Source organism: Thiomonas sp. OC7 (assembly GCF_900634595.1).
Taxonomy (GTDB): Bacteria; Pseudomonadota; Gammaproteobacteria; order Burkholderiales; family Burkholderiaceae_C; genus Thiomonas; species Thiomonas arsenitoxydans.
In genome coordinates this window covers 2,859,205-2,876,021 of the sequence record NZ_LR131953.1, presented here as the reverse complement: position 1 = coordinate 2,876,021, position 16,817 = coordinate 2,859,205, and the positions used below count along the sequence as shown (strand labels likewise).

The following is a 16,817-nucleotide window of genomic DNA, read 5'->3' as shown; positions in this document are numbered from 1 at the left end:
TGCGGATGGCGGGCTTGCGTTGCAGCAGGCTGCTGGACGAGACCTGGAATTACATGCCCATGTCGCCCATGCCGCCCATACCGCCGCCGGGCATGGCGGGTGCGCTATCGTCCTTCGGCGCCTCGGCCACCATGCACTCGGTGGTCAGCATCAGAGCCGCCACGGAGGCGGCGTTCTGCAGCGCGGTGCGGGTGACCTTGGTCGGGTCGAGAATGCCCATATCCAGCATATCGCCGTAGGTGTCATTGGCGGCGTTGAAGCCAAAATTGCCCTTGCCTTCAAGCACCTTGTTGATCACCACGCTGGGCTCGCCACCGGCGTTGGCAACGATTTCGCGCAGCGGCTGTTCAATGGCACGCAGCACGATCTTGATGCCAGCTTCCTGGTCGTGGTTGTCGCCCTTGATCTCGCCCGCGGCCTGACGGGCACGCAGCAGGGCCACGCCGCCGCCAGCCACAATGCCTTCTTCCACCGCAGCGCGGGTCGCGTGCAGGGCGTCTTCGACACGAGCCTTCTTCTCTTTCATTTCCATCTCGGTGGCGGCGCCGACCTTGATGACGGCCACACCACCGGCCAGCTTGGCAACGCGCTCTTGCAGCTTTTCGCGGTCGTAATCAGAGGTGGCTTCTTCGATCTGGATGCGGATCTGCTTGACGCGAGCTTCGATGTCCGCGGCCACACCAGCGCCGTCGATGACGATGGTGTTTTCCTTGCCGACTTCGATGCGCTTGGCCTGGCCCAGATCGGCCAGCGTCACCTTCTCCAGCGTCAGGCCGACTTCTTCGGCGATGACCTTGCCGCCGGTGAGGATGGCGATGTCTTCCAGCATGGCCTTGCGACGGTCACCGAAGCCCGGCGCCTTGACGGCCACGGTCTTGAGGATGCCGCGGATGCTGTTGACCACCAGGGTGGCCAGCGCTTCGCCGTCCACGTCTTCAGCGATGATCAGCAGCGGACGGCTGGACTTGGCCACTTGCTCCAGCGCGGGCAGCAGGTCGCGGATGTTGGAGATTTTCTTGTCATGCAGCAGCACGAACGGGTTGTCGAGCACGGCAACCTGTTTGTCCTGGTTGTTGATGAAGTAGGGCGACAGATAGCCACGGTCGAACTGCATGCCTTCGACGATGTCGAGTTCGTTTTCCAGGCTCTTGCCGTCTTCGACGGTGATCACGCCTTCCTTGCCCACCTTGTCCATCGCCTCAGCGATGATCTGGCCGACATTCGCGTCGCTGTTGGCCGAGATGGAGCCGACCTGCGCGATTTCCTTGGTGTTGGAGCAAGGCTTGGAGGCCTTCTTCAACTCTTCGACCAGCGAGGTGACCGCTTTGTCGATGCCGCGCTTGAGGTCCATCGGGTTCATTCCGGCGGCCACATACTTCATGCCTTCGCGCACGATGGCCTGGGCCAGCACGGTGGCGGTGGTGGTGCCGTCACCGGCGTTGTCGGAGGTCTTGGAAGCGACTTCCTTGACCATCTGCGCGCCCATGTTCTGCAACTTGTCCTTCAGCTCGATTTCCTTGGCCACGGACACACCGTCCTTGGTCACGGTGGGGGCGCCGAACGAGCGCTCGAGCACCACATTGCGGCCCTTGGGGCCCAGGGTCGTCTTGACAGCGTTGGCGAGAATGTTCACGCCTTCCACCATGCGGGCGCGGGCGTCCGCACCAAAAATCACGTCTTTTGCAGCCATTGAAATTCTCCGTAAATTTGCAGTTGAAGCAGGAATCAGATCACGCGAATGACGTGAATTACTTCTCGATGACGGCCATCAGGTCGTCTTCGCGCATCACCATCAGTTCGTCGCCGTCGACCTTGACGGTCTGACCGGCGTATTTGCCGAACAGCACGCGGTCGCCCACCTTCACTGCCATGGCCACCAGCTTGCCCTGGTCGTCATGCTTGCCCGGCCCTACGGCCAGCACTTCGCCTTGATCGGGCTTTTCCGCCGCGCTGCCCGGGATCACGATGCCCGAGGCGGTAGTGGTTTCTTGTTCGATACGCTTGACCACGACACGGTCATGCAGAGGGCGCAATTTCATGCAAATCTCCTGAAGTTTGTGGAAAACCGGGCGCCTGCTCGGAGCCCAATGACAAACCGCCTCCCGGACGATGCCCGGAACCGACGGCCAGAAACCCATTTTGAAGGCGCGTACATGACAGTGCGATGAAGCCGTTGTTAGCACTCACCTTCAACGAGTGCTAATTATAGGGACGGCCTTTCGGGTTTCAAGAGCCAGCGCACAAACCCCGCGAGCGGAGGTGATCGCCAAGAAGTCCGCCGAGAGGTCGCCCGCCGCCTCAGTGCCCAGCCAACCGCGTCACCAAATGTACATACGGTAAATATTGGAAAGAATCGACCGTTCGTCGCCAGATTCACACCGTTCGTCGGCTCGCTGCGGCAGTTTGTGCAAAGCAATTCCACAATGCGCGCAAGGAGAGTTCATCCATGCAGCGCAACCGCGGTTTCACCCTGATTGAACTGATGATCGTCGTGGCGGTCGTCGCCATTCTGTCGGCCATCGCCATTCCGGCCTACACCAGCTACGTCACTCGCAGCAAGCTGACCGAAGCGTTCTCGAACCTCTCCAGCATGAGCGTGGCCCTGCAGCAGTACTACCAGGACAACCGGACCTATGTTGGCGCTCCCATCTGCGCGACACCGCCCGCCGGAAAGGATTACCAGTTCAGTTGCCCCACCCTGACGGCGACGACTTTCACCCTCACCGCTACGCCGACGGGCGGCCTCGTCGCACCCAGCTACGCCATCGACCAGGACGGCAATAAATACACCACCAGCGTGCCCGCCTCAGGCTGGGTCATGCCACCCGGAACCAGTTCCCCGCCATTGCCCGCTGGAACCACATCGAATGGCTGGGCGCGCGATCAATCCGGAAACACCTGACATGTCCCTCATCAAGTCACGTCAGACGGGCTTCACCCTCATCGAAATGATGGTGACCATCGCCATCGCCGCCCTCCTCGGCCTGATGGTCGTGCCCAATCTGGTGAGCATGGTCGATTCCGGCAAAACCTCGGTGCTGGTCAACAAGTTTCCACAAGACGTGGCCTGGGCGCGCAATCAGGCGGTGACCACGCAGCAGCCGGTCACCATCACCCTTGGGGCAAACAACACCTGCACCTGGAGCACTAGTGTGGGCGGAACGGTGATTGCGGAGCACTCAATGTCACCAACCCAAATCGCCAACAGCTACCCGGGCATTACCTGCAACATCACCGGCGGCAACACGCAGACGCTCACTTTCGATAGCCAAGGCTTCATCAACACCGCGCCCACCATCACCGTGACTGCTGCGCAAGGCCAGACCTGGACGCTGCAGGTACTCGCCTCGGGCAGTGTGATTCTCAACGCCAACACCGCATCATGACGCGCCTATTCACCTCCCCTGCCCGCGCCGCAATGCATCAGGCCGGGATGTCGCTCATCAGCGTGCTGGTCGCCATCGTCGTTTTCAGTTTAGGCATGCTCAGCATCGCCTCGCTTTACAGCCTGGCCGTACCTGCCGTCACCAGCAACCAATACGCCACCGACACCGCTGCCTTCGGCAACCAATTCTGGGCATTGGTGCAAGCCAACCCAGCGGTAGTCGGTCAATTGGCGGCAGGCACTTCTACCTACACATCGAGCACGTCGGGCTCTGCCCCGCCAGCGTTACAGCCCTTTCTCGCCAATGTATTCAGCAATCCCGCAACCATGCTGCCCAATGCCAAGGTCACCATCACCCCCGGCCCCGATGCGCAAGGCAACGCCTGCAGTGCCGCTTCCTGCGGCCTCGGTTTGCAAATCCAGTGGAGCAACGTCGGGGGCGCCAATAGCGGCAACGCCTTGCGCACACAGAACTACAACTTCCAGCTGGGGTTTTGACATGCGACACCTCTGCCAGCGTTCTACGGCCACACATCAGCGCGGCCTGAGCCTTGTCGAATTGATGATCGCCCTGGTGATCGGGCTGATTTTTTCCATCGCCATCCTGGTGGTGCAATCATCGCTGACCAAGCAGAACGTCCAGATGTCGGACGTCTCGCAGCGTGACGATCAGGCCCGCGCCGCGCTCAACCTCGTCACCCGCGACCTCAGCAATGCTGGCTTCATGCTGGGCGGCGTACAGCCCGCATGCAGTGCCACACTGGCCTACGACAACGCAGGGGCCATGCCCGGTGTGTTCAACCAGTACCCCGTGTCGGCCGTATCGCAAACCACATCCCCGGCGCTGCCCACGGCCAGCGCGCAGCCCGCGCTGGCACCCACCTCCTACACCGCCACACCCACAGACATGCTCAGCATTTACGTGGCAAAAAGCGGCGTGGCTCCGCAGCCAGCCGGCGCGGCGATGACCTTAATCAATAGCACCCTGGTGAATGCCGCCCCAAATAAGGGATCAACTAACAGTGGACCTGTCGTCACGACACAACTACCGCTGAACAGCGTCACCGGAATCAATGGCGGCATGGTGGGTTACTTGCGCTTTTTTCTGAGAAACGGCCAACAGGCCCCTCAATGGGTCTGCATCCGCGTGCCGATCGTGGGCGCTGCGAACACTCAGACACCAAATCCGATTAACAGCCTTGACCCAACCCTGTTTCCAAGCAACGGTTACAGCGGATTCAATTCCGCACTGCAATCAGAGAAATTCTTGGCCAATGGCGTCGATCTTTCCAACGCCTACTTTCCGGCGCCGACACGGTTTTATCTCCCCTTTCATGACCCGGCCAACAAAGATCGGATCTTGGTGGTGTATTACATCGCCCTGTCCAATCCAGGCGCTGCGCCGGGAACTGCGGGCAACTATCCCATGCTCATGCGAAGCGAAATCAACGCGCTTAATGACCAAATCATCACACCCCCAACTCCCGTCGCCGCAGGTGTGGTGAGCCTGCAGATCTTGTTTGGCGTGGATGAAACCAACTCAGGCGCAATTACCAATTACCTGAACTGGAGTGACGTGGTGAGCAATCACTTCACGGGCAGCGTGCGTAGCGTGCTGTTTGGAATCATTTCCAAAACATTGCACAGCGACCCCAAGTACAACGCCCCCAGCGCAATCAACATCATGCCGACAACAGCAACTTTGCCAAGCACCGGGCCCGTGGCCTCTGACAGTTTCAAGCCTTATAACGTGCCCAGCGCATACGCAAATGATCGATTTTCCGTGCTGCAGTCGGAAGTTGCCGTGAGGAATCAAATATGGCCGCGCTGAAAGCGCCCTTGCAGCGCAAACCCCAGCGGTCCCCTGAGCAGCAAGGCTATGTGCTGCTGCTCACCCTCATCACCCTGCTCGTGCTCTTATTCGGCGTGTTGTTCACCATGCGCGGCGCGGCGCTGCAAACCGTGATGACTGGCAATACCGTGCAACGGCAAAAGGACGTACAGGCCAGCGACATTGCCCTGCGGGTGATTCAGCAAACGCTAACCAACGCCTCGAACAACGCGGGCGGTGTGGCTCTCGAATACATCTCACCGCAGCCCGCCTGGTTTTCCTCACCCTCAAACAGCACTGCAGCTTGGTGGCCAACCCCCAGTGCGACCTACTGGACGCAAGCGATCAACGCTGGAACCGCCTATTCGGTGCCCCTCCCGGCAGGAACGTCTGCTCATGCCTGGGCTCTTGTCGTGTCTGCCAATCTACCCCCAGACTCCGCAGGCTGCTCCTTCTACGACATCTTCATTCACACGATAGAAGCGAACAACGTCACCGCAGCCAACACCGAAGCCCTGTTCAAACTTTGCTCGTGAGCATCATGAAATCCCATATCCGTTCAGCAGTCTCTCTCTCGGTCTCTTTGGCACTGATGCTCTCGCCCTTTGCCACAGCACCTAGCGAGGCCCAAACGACCGGTACGCCTGACCGCCCGCAAATCGTCATCGCCATCGGCAACTCGCAGTCGATGGACGGCGACCTCAGCGGCGCCATCATGACCGGATCGGGCAATCTCTCCAGCGGCCTGACCAGCCTGTACAACAGCAGTTCGCCGGTCAACTACTCAGTGCCCTCCGGCTTCACACCGCCGATGACCCCGAGCCAGACCGCCTCGGCGCCCTATACCTACAACAACAACGGCACCCTGGTGGACAACGGCGCCAGCCGACTGAATGTGGCCAAGGCCGGTCTATCCTCGGTGCTCAGCCAGTATCTCCCCAGCATGGACTTTGCGCTGGAAGACTATTCAACCTCGGGGACGAGCCTTTACACCACTTGGGTGTATTACATGTCACCGAGCGGCGGTTTCACTTTCGCCAACAGTCTGCCGACCAACGGTTTCACCAGCTACGCGGCTTACCAGAGCTTTAATGCAGCAAATCCGAATGCCTCCCCCCCACCCACGCGCTGGGTCAATAACCCCTGTTACAAATACGGCAGCGCCTCGTCTTCGGTCAAGAGTTACTGCACTAGTTTGTCGAAATCCGGCTTGTATGGCAGCAGCGCGAGTTCCGCTGCCAGCACGCTGTCAGGCAATCAATACATGCAGATCGGCGCCTCTAGCGACGACCCGAACGTGAACGACGTGCTCTATTCGAATGGGAACTCAGGACTATTCGTGTCATACAACGGGCCCAATCCGGCGTCACCCTATCCACCAAATTTCAGCCTTAACGACTACGAAAACGGCTCGATTTACGTTTCCTACGCTAGCACTTCCCCCAAACAAGGCACATATGGCAACTTTGGCACCAGTCCGACAAATGCTGGCTATGTGCCGTACTCGCCTCAGGTGGTCTATGCCCAGCGCGGCTTTGGCTACTACGTGCAAAGCCTCAACGCGACCGGCGGCAACCAGGTCGTTTCCATGACCAATCTGGGCACAAATCCCAGCACATCTGCAGTCAACACGGCACTGACGCCTTTCACCACAGCGTTAAAGCCAGAGACCAACAATTCATCGTCCAGCGAGATCAAGGCGCTGGCCTATCAGTCTCCGACGGCGGGGCTGGTGCAGGGCGCGGGCAATGTGTTGAGTAATCTCACCGCTTCTTGCGCAGGTCAATACGTCATTTTGGTGACGGATGGCCTGCCAACGATGGACTTGAACGGCAATAACTGGCCGCCGCTGGGCAGCGCTGCGGGACAGGGTTATGGGGTCAATGCCGCGTTCTATGGCATTGCAGGCGACTCCAACCACGGTATCAACGACGATAGCGGCAACGTTCCCAGCGGTCAGACCCAGGGTGGCTTGGACAGCAGCAAGACCAATGACCAAGCGCTGATCGACACCATCACCGCCATTCAGGCGCTGAACAAAAAGGGCATCAAGACCTATGTCGTCGGCCTTGGCGCGGGTGTGGACGCCAACGCGAATCCCGCAGCCAATTACGCCCTCAACGCCATGGCCATTGCCGGTGGCACGGGGACGGAATACCCGGCAAATAATGTGAGCGCATTCAACGCAGCTCTGGGAAGCATCGCCGCACAGATTTTCGGCACTATCAACGTATCCGCACCAGTGGCGCCGTCACGCCTGCCAGCTGGTGGGCTGATTTATACCGCGACCTCCAACAACAACTCAGGTGAGTTAGCCGGGCATGTTCAGGCTTTCCGCACCGTTGCTGCACCGACCACAGGCGCCAGTGCCCCCATCGGCACGGCAAGCGGCCCTGCGCTTTGGGACGTGGGCGATCCGCAATACGGACTCATGACGGCGGCGAATCGGCAGGCCAATCTGTATTCCACCGTGTCGGCAAATAGTGGAACGGCACGCTCTGTTGCGACTCTTGCACAAATGGGCGCAGCTTCAGGCACCTACTCTGACCAAGCGGCTTTCGGATTCACCGCGGCCAGCCCAGCGATACCGAATATTCAGACCATTCTTTATTACACCTGGGATCCCTCCTACAACACGACAGGAGACACCACCTCCCCGGCCTACCCTGCCGGGCCAAGCGGATATTCCTATCTTGCGGGGCGACAGCTCAACTGGATGCTCGGGAGCTTCAGCCCGAATGATCAGTTGCAGTATTTGGCCCCACCATCAGACCAGTACTTAGGGGGGCTTGGCGGGTATGTGAATTTCGCGCGGAATGAGAGCGGGCGCCAGAAGCTGGTGTTGTTCACCAGCAACGACGGTTTTCTGTATGCGGTCGATTCCCAGACGGGCAAACTCGCGTGGGGTTGGATGCCGCGTGAATTTGTCGGCCAGCTACAAAACTATCAAAATTTCCAGCGCCTCCAGCTGTTTGACGGGGGTTTCACCACCACGGATGCCGTCGATACGACGACTAACCCTACAGCGTCGAACTGGGCGAGCTATGTGGTGGGTACGGCTAGCGCAGGGGCGTATCACTACGCCATCAAACTGGCGGACGACCCGTCCACCAGCCCGCCCAGCCCAACACCCACCAAGCAGACTTGGGGAATTTCCACGCCAGGCGGAAGCTCTCCACAAATGCAGGCGCCCATCATCGCCACGGTCAATGGTGCGCAATATGCGATCTTTGTGGTGAACACCAAGACTGGCTCTGGCAGCACACAAGTGACGACCAGCACGTTGTACGAAGTGAATGTGGCGACAGGTCAGCCCGCCAGCGGCTCGGCGCAGTCTGCCAGCTTAGGGCTCGGCACAGGAAACTATGTGACCAGCGCGCTGAACTATGACTCCAGTTCGGGCACGCTCTGGTTCGGTGACAGCCAAGGCCAAGTATGGAATGTGTACCTCACCGGAACAGCCACTGCTGACGCTGCCGGCCTGCAACTTGCAGGCGCAACCAATCCGGCTCAGCCGATCAATTATGTGGGCTACACAGAACAGGGCGGCATGCCATATTTCTGGGCAGCCACACAAAACGAGGTAACTGTGTTTGAGCAGGTAAGCGGCGGCTCTGGCTATATCGTCTGGGCCAGCAGTAGTTCCGGAGGATACGAGCCAGACGCCTCTGGCACTCTGCAACAGGCGTCTGGGGTGAATGCTTTGATGGGGCAGGTTTCTGCGGTGCCCTACTTAAAAAATGGCGTGTTTTGGGTCCCTGTCTATCAGCCCCCTACGGGCACGAATGTTTGCGGCGTTGGATCAGGGGGGTTGAATTACTTCAATTTTGTCAATGGATTAGAGCCAACCACCCCGATCACCTACAAAGGGCAAGTGGTCACCGGTGGATATATCTACCTCGGCAAAGGCCCCGCACTTAGTCCAACGGGCAGCAACACAACGACCGGTGCAATTATTTTGGCGACAACCCAACTGACAAACCTGAATACGCCGCCGACCCCGATCACCCAGTTGTTTCAAAACTTGAACAGACCGATCCTCTGGCGCCAATATTGAGCGGGATTGGCAACCCGGCGGCGCCTTGTGGGTTTTCCTCCACAGCGCGCCGCCGGTTTGTGCAGCATTTCACAAAACCAGCCATTCGCTGAAGCACGGCCCCTGTTGCGGGCTGCGTGGCGGCGCTACAAAGCGAGCATGAATCTGTCCATCTCCTGCTCCTGCACGCCCGGCAAGCGCTCGCGCGGCTTCACCCTGCTGGAGTTGATGATGGCCATTGCCCTGGTGGGCGTGCTCACGGCCATCGCCCTGCCGATTTACAGCGGCTACCGGCTCAAGGTTGAAAATGCCCAGGCGCAGCAAGACGTGGTGTCCATCTCTGCGGCCATCCAGAACTATTGGGTTTACAACCGCACGTTGCCCAATTCGCTGGCCGACATCGGCATGGCGGGCAAGCTCGATCCCTGGGGCCACCCCTATGTTTACTACAACATCGAGGAAAACGGCAAAGGCGGCGCGCGCAAGGACAAGGCGCTCAACCCCATCAACACCGACTTCGATCTCTACAGCATGGGGGCGAACGGGCAGACCAAATCGCAGATCAGCAACAAGGTCAGCCTTGATGACATCATCCGCGCCAACAACGGCGCGTATATCGGCCTGGCCGCCAATTACTGAGCCCGTGGCCTGCGCCTCTTACTTCCCCTGCGGCGCTACGCCGCGTTGTCGTTGAGCAGCGATGCGCTCGCCGCGCCTGTCCACCTGGTTTTCCGGCAGCCGCCTGGGGCGCCAGTTGTTTGCCTTGTTCGTCGTTGCGGCACTGGTGCCGCTGGCGCTGTCGGACTGGTTGTCGAGCACAGCAGTCAATCAGGTGGCGCGGCAGCTCGATATGCAGAGCCAGCAGCGCATGACCCGGCAGGTCAGCCGTCAGGTGTTCGACCGCTTGCTCACGGCCAAAACCCTGCTGCTCGCCTTGCCGTCCTCCGCGCCGCAAGCTGACGCGCAGCTCCCGGGTTTGGGGCGGGCGTTTGATGCGCTGCTGCTGCAAACGCCGCAGGGTAAGCCGGAATGGGCCTCCGCAAACGCCGCCAATCTGTGGCGCAACTGGCAGCGCGCCTTCCCCGCCATCCCGCCGGTTCAACCCCTCATGGATAACAGCGCCGGTTTGACGCAGGTGTTGTTGCGCACGCATCGCGCCAAGGGTGAACCGACCAGGGTCTACCTCGCCGCCTTGCAAAATGGGCAGCCCCGGTGGATTGCAGAACTCAACCCGCAATTCCTCTGGGGCCCGGTGCATGATGCGATGGACGGCGGCGTGTGGAGCGTGCGCAATGCCGAAGGCGCCTTGCTTTACCCCGTTGCCAACGTCACGGCACCCGCCGCCCAGCGCGGCACGGCGGCCGACTCGGTGTTTCGCTTTCAGCTTTTTCTCGGCGGCGAGTTTGGCGCGCCAGACTGGCTGTTCATTCAACAAGCGCCGCCGCTCCGCGTGAGCTGGCTGGGCTGGCCGCTGGCGGTGTGGCTGGGCCTCGTGGCGGCGGCCACGCTGCTGCTGATCGCCCTGCTCGCGCAGCGGCAAATTCGCCGCACCCTGGTGCCGTTGGAACAACTCACCGCGGGCACACGCCGCCTGGCCGCTGGCGACAACAGCGCGCGCGTGCAAGTGCACAGCCAAGACGAGTTCGGCGTGCTGGCCAACGCGTTCAACGACATGGCGGCCAAGATCGGCGCGCAGTTTCATGCACTCGAAGGGCTGGCCGCGATGGACCGCGACATTCTGTCGGGCGCTTCGGTGGACAGCCTGGCCCGGCGCGTGCTCGATCAACTCGAAGGGCTCTACCCCGAAGCCAGTGCTGCGGTGATCTGGCAGAAAGAGCCGCGGAATTTCCGCCGCGCCGTGCTGTGGCACGACGGCAAGACGAACAAAACCGTGTTCGACGTGCGCGACGTGACCTGCGATGCGGCCGCCCAGGCCCAGTGGTCAGGGCTGCAAGGCGACCGGCAGTTTCAGATCAACCATGCGGACGAAGACGCCCTGCGCGACGCCCCCTGCCTGCGCAGCCTCATGCCCCCTGCGGACGGCTGGGTGGCGCTGCTGCCGCTGCGGCAGGGCGAAGCGGTACAAGCCCTCATCGCCCTCGGCCTGCCCGCTGAGCCTGCCGCGAGCGAGTTGCAACCCGCCGCCGAAGTGCGTGATCGCCTGGCCGTGGGTCTGGCCGCGCAAGACCGCGAGCGGGCGCTGGTGCATCAAGCCACGCACGACAGCCTCACCGGCCTGCTCAACCGCCACGGCCTGCACGAAAAGCTCGACGCCCTGCTGGCGCCCGGTCAAACCGTTGCCTCTCTGGCCTTGCTCTACATCGACCTCGACAACTTCAAGGATGTCAACGACAGCCGCGGCCATGCAGCGGGCGACGCGCTGCTGTGCCAGGCCAGCGAGCGGCTGCGCACCCGCCTGCAGGCCAACGGCATCGTGGCGCGCCAGGGCGGAGATGAGTTCACCCTGGTATTGCCCTTGGCCGACGCGGCCACGGCGCAGGCCACGGCGGACGCCATGATTCGCGCCCTGCGCGAGCCGTTCGAGCTGGCGGGCGGCCCGGTTCAAGTGGGCGCCAGCGTGGGCATTGCCCTGTGCCCGCAGCATGCCTGCGAGCGCAACGAACTACTGCGCTGCGCCGACATTGCGCTGTACGCCGCCAAGGCCTATGGCCGTGGCCGCGCCCAACTGTTCAACCCCACGCTCGACGCCGAAGCCCGCACCCTGGCCCAGCTGCTGGCCGACCTGCGGCAGGCGCTGGTGCGCGGTGAATTTGTCGCTTTCTATCAACCGCGTGTCAACACCGCCGATGGCCGCATCACCTCTGCCGAAGCGCTGATCCGCTGGCATCACCCGCAGCGCGGGCTGCTGTTCCCCGATGCATTCATTGCCGTAGCCGAGTCGTATGGGCTGATTGCGCCCATCGGCCGCTGGATACTTGACGCCGCCTGCCAGCAAATGGCCCAGTGGCGGCGCGAAGGCATCGATATCGCGCGGGTTTCGGTGAATGTCTCTGCCGTTCAGTTTGAATCGGGCGAACTCGTCGGGCAGGTGCAAAACGCGCTGGAACGCCACGCCGTCCCGCCCGCCACGCTCGAACTCGAAATCACCGAAAGCCTGCTGGTGGACGAAAACGACGCCCTGTTCGCCCAGCTCACCGCACTGCGCGACATGGGCGTGACTCTTGCGCTCGACGACTTCGGCACCGGCTATTCATCCATGGCGGCGCTGCGCAAGCTGCCGATCGACGTGATGAAAATCGACCGCTCCTTCGTCATCGATCTGGAAACCGACGCCAGCGCCCTGCCCGCGGTACGCGCCATCGTGGCGCTGGCGCAGGCCTCGCAACTGCACCTCGTGGCCGAAGGCGTGGAAACCGAGACGCAGGCACGCATGCTGCGCGAACTGGGCTGTCACGAGTTGCAGGGCTATCTGTATTCACGCCCAGTCGAGCCCTCGAAGTTTCTGCAACTTCCCGGCTTGCGCCACGGCGCGCCCGCAGCCTGACACTCACCCCCGTCGCAGATAAAACCCGTGATACACATCGACTGAATGCTCGGGCTCGAAGGCGATGTGGCAATGTTTGTCGGGGTTTTGCCAGCGGTCGACGATCTGGTAGCCCAGCCGAGTGAAACCCTCCAGAAACGGCGCGTAGGCGGCGATGCGGTACGGGCAGAAAGCGGTGCCGATGCTCTGCAGGGTGAAGTAATCTTGCCCGCCGTTGTCCAGCACATGCAGCGGTGTGAGGTTGAGGATGGTGTGACGCGGAGGACGCTCCAGCGTGGCCAGGCGCTGCGCTCACCGTCCAGCGCAGACCCGGCGGATAGTCGAGGTAACGCTGATAGCCGTAGTAGCCGATGCCGATATGCCCGCCCAGATCGAACACCGCACTCTGCCCCTGTGCAAACAGTTTTTGCAGCCAGAAGATGACGAGGTAGTCGCTGAGGTAGACGCGCTTGATGCGCTTCAGATACAGGCCAGCCGCATCGGCGCCGTCTTGGCCCAGCGGCCGGGTGAGCACCACGCTTGGTCTGAATGTAATCCGTTGTGTCGCGCTGTATCTTTATTTTTCTTTTGTGTGGCCAGATCAAGAGATGGCTTCACCGAAACACGGCGCCAGAAATCGATTGCGAACGGTCAATCTTTTCAAACAACAGCAGGTGCAGCATCTCGCCCATTCTTCCAACGAGACGAGTGTGGGCCATGGATTTCCATCGACAAACCGCAGACAGCCGGAACGCGCGCGCGGCGCGATCTGCGCAGGCCGTTCTCTTAGCCGCCGGGCTACTGGCGCTCAGCCCCTTGGCGCGGGCGCAGGATGCCGCAACCTTCGTGGCACAGAACGGAGTAAAAGTTCAACCCGCCGACGCGGCGCAGGATAGTTGGCATGTGGTGCCCAGTGTCGTGCCCACGGTGCAGAAGGGCAATGTGGGCAAGGAAATGCCGCAGGATCACAGCCAGTTTCCGCAGCTCAAGGGGCCGTTCACCTCGCCCGAGCAGGTCACCAAAGCCTGCCTGAGCTGCCACACCGACGCGGCCAAGCAGGTCATGTCCACCATTCACTGGACCTGGAAGGCCTACGACCCCAAGACCAAGACACTGGTGGGCAAGAACCACGTCTACAACAACTTCTGCGTCAGCCCGATCAGCAACGAACAGTTCTGCACCGTGTGCCATGTGGGCTATGGCAGCACCGACCCGAACAAGTTCGTGCCGTTCGACCACCGCAGCCAAGATCATGTGGACTGCCTGGTGTGCCACGACCAGACCAAGACTTATCACAAGATTCCGTTCATCGGCGGCAATCCGGCGATGGAAAAAATCGCGGTGCGTCCCGGCTGCGGCGAGGTCTATGGCACCGACAAGCCTTTCGTCGAACCGGAGAACCTCGCCAACATTGCGCAGCATGTGGGCTCGCCCACGCGCTACACCTGCGGCCAGTGCCACTTCTACGGCGGCGGCGGCGACGGCGTCAAGCACGGCGACATGGACAGCTCGCTGGTCAACCCCGCGCGCGCTGAAGACGTGCACATGGCGACCAATGGCCTGAACTTCTCTTGCCAGGAGTGCCATAAGACCGAGAACCACAATGTCAGCGGTTCGCGCTACGTCACCGACATGATGTTCGGCGACAAGCAGTTCATGCGCGGCAACCCGCACAACACCCAGGCGGCGAGTTGCGTGTCGTGCCACGGACAGACGCCGCACAAGGGCAACGACCTCAACAGCCAGATTCAGGCCGCGACGCTGAACATGCACACCCGCGACATCGCCTGCGAAACCTGCCACATCCCTGAGTTCGCGCGCGGCGGCCTGCCCACCAAGATGGAGTGGAATTACGCCACCGCGGGCAAGCTCGCGCCCAACGGCTCGCCGCTGGTCATCAACGACAGCCACGGCTGGAACACCTACTGGGGCGTCAAAGGCAGCTTCAAGTGGGCGGAAAACGTGGTGCCGAAGTACCGCTGGTTCAACGGCGTGGAGCGCTGGATGAATGTCGGCGACAAGGTGCAGGACTTCAAAGACACCAACGGCGTGGTGCAGCTCAACGCCATCGAGGGCAGCCCGACCGACGGCAAGTCCAAGATCTTCCCGTTCAAGATCATGCGCAACAACCAGCCGTATGACACCCAGACGGGCATCCTCGCGGTGTTTCATTCCTTCGGTTTCGACAAAGACTCCTACACCATGAGTTACGACTGGCAGACCTCGATCGAGGCTGGCATGAAGGCCGCGCACCTGCCGTATTCAGGGCACTACGGCTTTGTCAAGACCGATATGTACTGGCCGATCGAGCACATGGTGGCGCCCAAGACGCAGGCGCTGTCTTGCATGCAGTGCCACGCCAGCGACGGTCGGCTGCAAAACATCAACGGCGTGTACATGCCGCATCGCCCGAAAGACCACAACACCTGGCTGGAACGCATCGGCCTGACCGTCGCCGCGCTCGCCTTGGCTGGGGTGCTGCTGCACGGCCTCATCCGCTTCGGTCTGTGGCTGCGTCGCCGCGGTCATTGAAAGGACATCATCATGACGACACAACGCGTTTACAGGTTCACCCGCTTCGAGCGCTTCTGGCACTGGAGCCAGGCCGCGCTCATCATCACCATGCTGTTCACCGGCTTCGAGATTCACGGCTATCTGGGCGGCTTCAATTTCGAGCACGCACTGCTCATCCACGAATACGCCGCCTGGCTGCTGATGACCCTATGGACTTTCGCCATTTTCTGGCACTTCACCACCGGCGCATGGAAAAACTACATCCCCGACCTGCGCCCGAAAAGCCTGTGGACGGTGGCGCGCTATTACGCCTATGGCATGTTCATCGGTGAACATCACCCGTATCACAAGGAGCCGTTTCGCAAACACAACCCGCTGCAGCGGCTGGCGTATCTGTGGCTCAAGCTGATGATCAATCCGCTCATCTGGGCCAGCGGCCTGCTGTTGCTGTTTTTCAGCTATGGCTGGATTCGGCTCTCGCCCCTGGGGCTGCAGCTCGACTGGGTGGCGCTCACCCACACCGCTGCCGCCTACATGATGCTGCTGTTCTTCATCCTGCACGTCTATCTGGGCACCACGGCGCACCCGCCAACCGCCTACATCAAGGCCATGATCACCGGCTGGGAAGATGAAGACGAGCCGGCCGCGCCCTCTTCCTCCAGCGTCGCACAACCGGAGCCTCACCATGGCTGATACCCGACTCTCCCGCACCGGCCATCTGTTGCAGTTAACCGTGCTGGGCGCCGCACTCTCGGCCCTGAGCCTAAGCGCCGTTCTAAGCATCGATACCCTGGCGCAGGCTGCCGAACCTGCGGCCAAGCCCGCCTCGGCCCCGGCGACGCAAATCAATCTGGAAAGCGCCTCGCTCACCGATTTGCCCGGCTCGCCCTCGCGTGTGCGCATCGATCAAAGCCTGGGCGTACACGCCATCAAGCAGCGCGACGGGTTTGTCGAACTGGACAACGCCGTGCTGCTCAAGACCTATGTCTATGCGTTTTCCAAGCAGGCGGTGAACTACACCGGCATCCTCACGCCGAATACCGAAATGATCGAACCGCCCGCGCCGGTGCAGGCCAGCGCGAAGGAAAAGCAGCAGGTCGACGCCATGATCGCTTTCGACAAAGCTCACCCCAAGCTGCGCATCGACGTCGATGACATCGCGCTCGACGCCTATGTGCCGCAGGGCAAGTACTACCCCATCGACAACCGCCTGTTCATCCACAGCGCCGGGTATTACTTCGACAACTCGCCGTATCACTACACCTACGATCACCCCGAAGCATTTCGCCATTTAGCCTGCGCCGATGCCGCCGTGATGAAAACCCTCGACGACGCCATCGCCAACTACCAGCACTTTCACATGACCATTTTCGCCACCGTGCTCGGCGGCGACGCCAAGACGCAAGGGTTGCTGCTGCGTGTGGATGAAGTGCAGCTCAAGGATGCACTGGGCAATGTGCTGATCGACCAGAAGACGCAGTGAGCGGCTTATAAAACCTCTCCCCCTCCCAGCCTCCCCCACGAGTGGATGAGGAGTAATCCCTCCCCCATGGCACGGGGAGGGTTG

The 16,817-nt window shown here is 61.0% G+C and carries 14 protein-coding genes; 11 read left to right on the top strand and 3 right to left on the bottom strand.

What is annotated here, in order from left to right; genetic code table 11:
- Positions 1-49: 49 nt before the first annotated feature.
- Entirely contained in the window at positions 50-1,690 is a 1,641-nt protein-coding gene (groL, locus tag BIO17B3_RS13800) for a chaperonin GroEL (protein ID WP_156054468.1), read from the bottom strand.
- Positions 1,691-1,748: 58 nt separating this feature from the next.
- Positions 1,749-2,039: a co-chaperone GroES gene (gene groES, locus BIO17B3_RS13795; protein ID WP_013104897.1), complete on the bottom strand. Its 291-nt coding sequence runs from the start codon at positions 2,037-2,039 to the stop codon at positions 1,749-1,751.
- 407 nt (positions 2,040-2,446) lie between these two features.
- Between groES and BIO17B3_RS13790 the strand changes: the two genes are divergently transcribed.
- The 8 genes from BIO17B3_RS13790 (at position 2,447) to BIO17B3_RS13755 (ending at position 12,757) form a co-directional block, all read left to right on the top strand.
- Entirely contained in the window at positions 2,447-2,902 is a 456-nt protein-coding gene (locus BIO17B3_RS13790; protein WP_156054467.1) for a type IV pilin protein, read from the top strand.
- A gap of 1 nt (position 2,903) precedes the next feature.
- Positions 2,904-3,386, top strand: coding sequence for a GspH/FimT family pseudopilin (locus BIO17B3_RS13785; protein WP_156054466.1), 483 nt, complete (start codon positions 2,904-2,906; stop codon positions 3,384-3,386).
- Positions 3,383-3,883 (top strand): prepilin-type N-terminal cleavage/methylation domain-containing protein, encoded by a 501-nt coding sequence (locus BIO17B3_RS13780; protein WP_156054465.1) that lies wholly within the window; start codon positions 3,383-3,385, stop codon positions 3,881-3,883. The genes BIO17B3_RS13785 and BIO17B3_RS13780 overlap by 4 nt, the downstream gene beginning before the upstream one ends.
- A gap of 1 nt (position 3,884) precedes the next feature.
- The gene (locus BIO17B3_RS13775) at positions 3,885-5,216 is read left to right on the top strand and encodes a PilW family protein (RefSeq protein ID WP_156054464.1); all 1,332 of its coding nucleotides are present in this window, start codon (positions 3,885-3,887) and stop codon (positions 5,214-5,216) included.
- Positions 5,204-5,752, top strand: a complete 549-nt coding sequence (locus tag BIO17B3_RS13770) for a hypothetical protein (RefSeq protein ID WP_156054463.1) — start codon at positions 5,204-5,206, stop codon at positions 5,750-5,752. Before BIO17B3_RS13775 ends, BIO17B3_RS13770 begins: the two co-directional genes overlap by 13 nt.
- Before the next feature lie 5 nt (positions 5,753-5,757).
- The gene (locus BIO17B3_RS13765; protein ID WP_156054462.1) at positions 5,758-9,273 is read left to right on the top strand and encodes a hypothetical protein; all 3,516 of its coding nucleotides are present in this window, start codon (positions 5,758-5,760) and stop codon (positions 9,271-9,273) included.
- Between the two features lie 138 nt (positions 9,274-9,411).
- On the top strand, positions 9,412-9,891 hold the full coding sequence (locus BIO17B3_RS13760; protein WP_156054461.1) for a type IV pilin protein: 480 nt from the start codon (positions 9,412-9,414) through the stop codon (positions 9,889-9,891).
- A gap of 61 nt (positions 9,892-9,952) precedes the next feature.
- Positions 9,953-12,757 (top strand): bifunctional diguanylate cyclase/phosphodiesterase, encoded by a 2,805-nt coding sequence (locus tag BIO17B3_RS13755; RefSeq protein ID WP_156054460.1) that lies wholly within the window; start codon positions 9,953-9,955, stop codon positions 12,755-12,757.
- A 3-nt stretch (positions 12,758-12,760) separates the two neighbouring features.
- Here the strand turns inward: BIO17B3_RS13755 and BIO17B3_RS19250 are convergent, their stop codons facing one another.
- Positions 12,761-12,982, bottom strand: coding sequence for a hypothetical protein (locus BIO17B3_RS19250; protein WP_232054297.1), 222 nt, complete (start codon positions 12,980-12,982; stop codon positions 12,761-12,763).
- 471 nt (positions 12,983-13,453) lie between these two features.
- On the opposite strand from BIO17B3_RS19250, the gene BIO17B3_RS13745 reads away from it, so the two are divergent.
- From BIO17B3_RS13745 to BIO17B3_RS13735, 3 genes are read left to right on the top strand one after another with little or no spacing between them, the layout of a single operon-like run.
- Positions 13,454-15,268 carry a tetrathionate reductase family octaheme c-type cytochrome gene (locus BIO17B3_RS13745; RefSeq protein ID WP_156054459.1) on the top strand — a complete coding sequence of 605 codons (1,815 nt, stop codon included), beginning with the start codon at positions 13,454-13,456 and terminating at the stop codon, positions 15,266-15,268.
- A gap of 12 nt (positions 15,269-15,280) precedes the next feature.
- Entirely contained in the window at positions 15,281-15,943 is a 663-nt protein-coding gene (locus BIO17B3_RS13740) for a cytochrome b/b6 domain-containing protein (RefSeq protein ID WP_156054458.1), read from the top strand.
- Entirely contained in the window at positions 15,936-16,733 is a 798-nt protein-coding gene (locus BIO17B3_RS13735; RefSeq protein WP_156054457.1) for a hypothetical protein, read from the top strand. Before BIO17B3_RS13740 ends, BIO17B3_RS13735 begins: the two co-directional genes overlap by 8 nt.
- Positions 16,734-16,817 lie beyond the last annotated feature (84 nt).